The organism is Vibrio sp. 10N.239.312.D08 (assembly GCF_041466145.1).
Classification (GTDB): Bacteria; Pseudomonadota; Gammaproteobacteria; order Enterobacterales; family Vibrionaceae; genus Vibrio; species Vibrio crassostreae_C.
This window is the reverse complement of the sequence record NZ_JBFSSD010000111.1, coordinates 1-1576: the sequence shown is the minus strand read 5'-3', so window position 1 is coordinate 1576 and position 1576 is coordinate 1. Positions and strand designations below refer to the sequence as shown.

The window sequence follows — 1576 nt, the reverse complement described above, 5'->3', positions numbered from 1 at the left end:
GTGATTCTATCCCGTAGAGTTTTTGGATTTTAGCCAGCGCCTTATCAGCCTTGCCCGATTTACCTTTCCCTTGAAGCTTTTTAGCATCCATGAACTTGCAACGAGCATGCGCTAAGCACCCTACCTTGGTGACGTGATGAAGCCCATCATAAGCCGCGTAGCCATCGGTTTGTAGATAACCGTTGTAGTCACCTAAAAAGTCCACGGGACACGCCCTCGCGCGACTGTTTTGATAGTCGTACAAGGCAATATTTTTCACATTCGGCAGTGCCGCTTCGGGTGAGTCAGCGCCTGAGCAGTAGAGCCACATATAACACTGCTTCTCTTCTTTGAGCACATTGAGCGGCGTTTCATCCGCTTGAACCACCACTTGTTGAAGTAGGTGCTCTTTCAAGGCGGCATACAGCGGGGCGAACTTCTCACTGACTTGGATAACCCACCTAGCCATGGTGGTACGTGATAGCTCGATACCCGACTGGGTAAACAGCGATTCTTGACGATAAAGTGGCATCGCGTATTGGTATTTTCCAAGAATGATGTTGGTCAGCAAACTTTCTGTGGCGAAGCTTTTAGGGATGAGGCTCTGAGGGGATGGCTTCTGAACGATTCGGCTGCTGTCGCCTGTTTTCTCGCACTGGCGGCAAGCGTACTTAGGACGAACATATTCCAACACTTTGAGTACCGCTGGCGTGAACTCTAGCTTCTCGCTGCGGTCTTCCCCGATTTTATGCAGGCTATGATTGCAGCAAGCGCACTGCTTTTCATGGTCGTCTAAATCGAGTTCGATAACCTCACGAGGTAAGGTCTTTGGAAGTGGCTTACGTTTTCCGCGTTTTTTCGTTGTGGTGGTTGTCGTCACCTCAACCTCGTCTTCTTTAACGGCTTCACATTCCGCTTCGTTGAAGAAGTCACCTTGTGATTCATCGTAAGGCTTTATTCTCGATTAACTCATTGTAAAATTGTTTATTTGATGGGTTCATGACCGATAATTGTGAAGCCTGAAAGCAGTCTATCAAGCTCAAATTGAGTCAGGGTAAACACCTCGTTTTTCTCTTTTGAAGGCCACTTATACTTGGCTTTTTCGAGGCGTTTATACCAGAGTGCGAAGCCTGTTTTATCCCAATACAACACTTTGATTTTGTCGCGCTGTTTGTTGGTGAACAGGAACAGTGCGCCACTTCCTAAAGGTAAGTCGGTGTCACTTTCGATAATCGCAGCAAGACCGTTGATGGACTTTCTAAAATCGACGCTTTCACGATACAAGTAAATCTCTGGAGCGCTGAGCATGCGTTTCATGATAACGCACCGATAAGCTCTGCGAGATAGGCCGCTGGCGTGCCTTGAGGAATGCTCAGCTCCACATCATTGATGAGAAGTGTCATGTTCGCCGTAGCTATCTGGGCCTGATACTTGGTTGTCTTTTCAACGATTTCGGCTTTAACAAATCCGACAGATTCCGATTGGCTTGCTGTTTGGAGTTGACGCCGTTTGGCAAAGAACGTGGATAAACTCAGTCCATGCTCTTCACAAAAAGCGCGTTGGGTAACACTGCTGCTTTCATATTGCTCAAACAGTG

The 1576-nt window shown here is 47.5% G+C and carries 2 protein-coding genes and 1 pseudogene; all 3 read right to left on the bottom strand.

What is annotated here, in order from left to right; translation table 11 throughout:
* Positions 1–937 (bottom strand): annotated as a pseudogene (gene tnpC / locus AB6D58_RS24370) (IS66 family transposase); the annotation flags it as partial.
* Between the two features lie 26 nt (positions 938–963).
* Positions 964–1296, bottom strand: a complete 333-nt coding sequence (gene tnpB, locus AB6D58_RS24365; RefSeq protein ID WP_372158787.1) for an IS66 family insertion sequence element accessory protein TnpB — start codon at positions 1294–1296, stop codon at positions 964–966.
* On the bottom strand, positions 1293–1574 hold the full coding sequence (gene tnpA, locus AB6D58_RS24360) for an IS66 family insertion sequence element accessory protein TnpA (protein WP_372158786.1): 282 nt from the start codon (positions 1572–1574) through the stop codon (positions 1293–1295). Before tnpA ends, tnpB begins: the two co-directional genes overlap by 4 nt.
* Between the last annotated feature and the right edge of the window lie 2 nt (positions 1575–1576).

Excerpts from the sequence above, each read along its gene's own strand:
- tnpB (WP_372158787.1), bottom strand. The coding sequence starts at position 1,296 with ATGAAACGCATGCTCAGCGCTCCAGAGATTTACTTGTATCGTGAAAGC.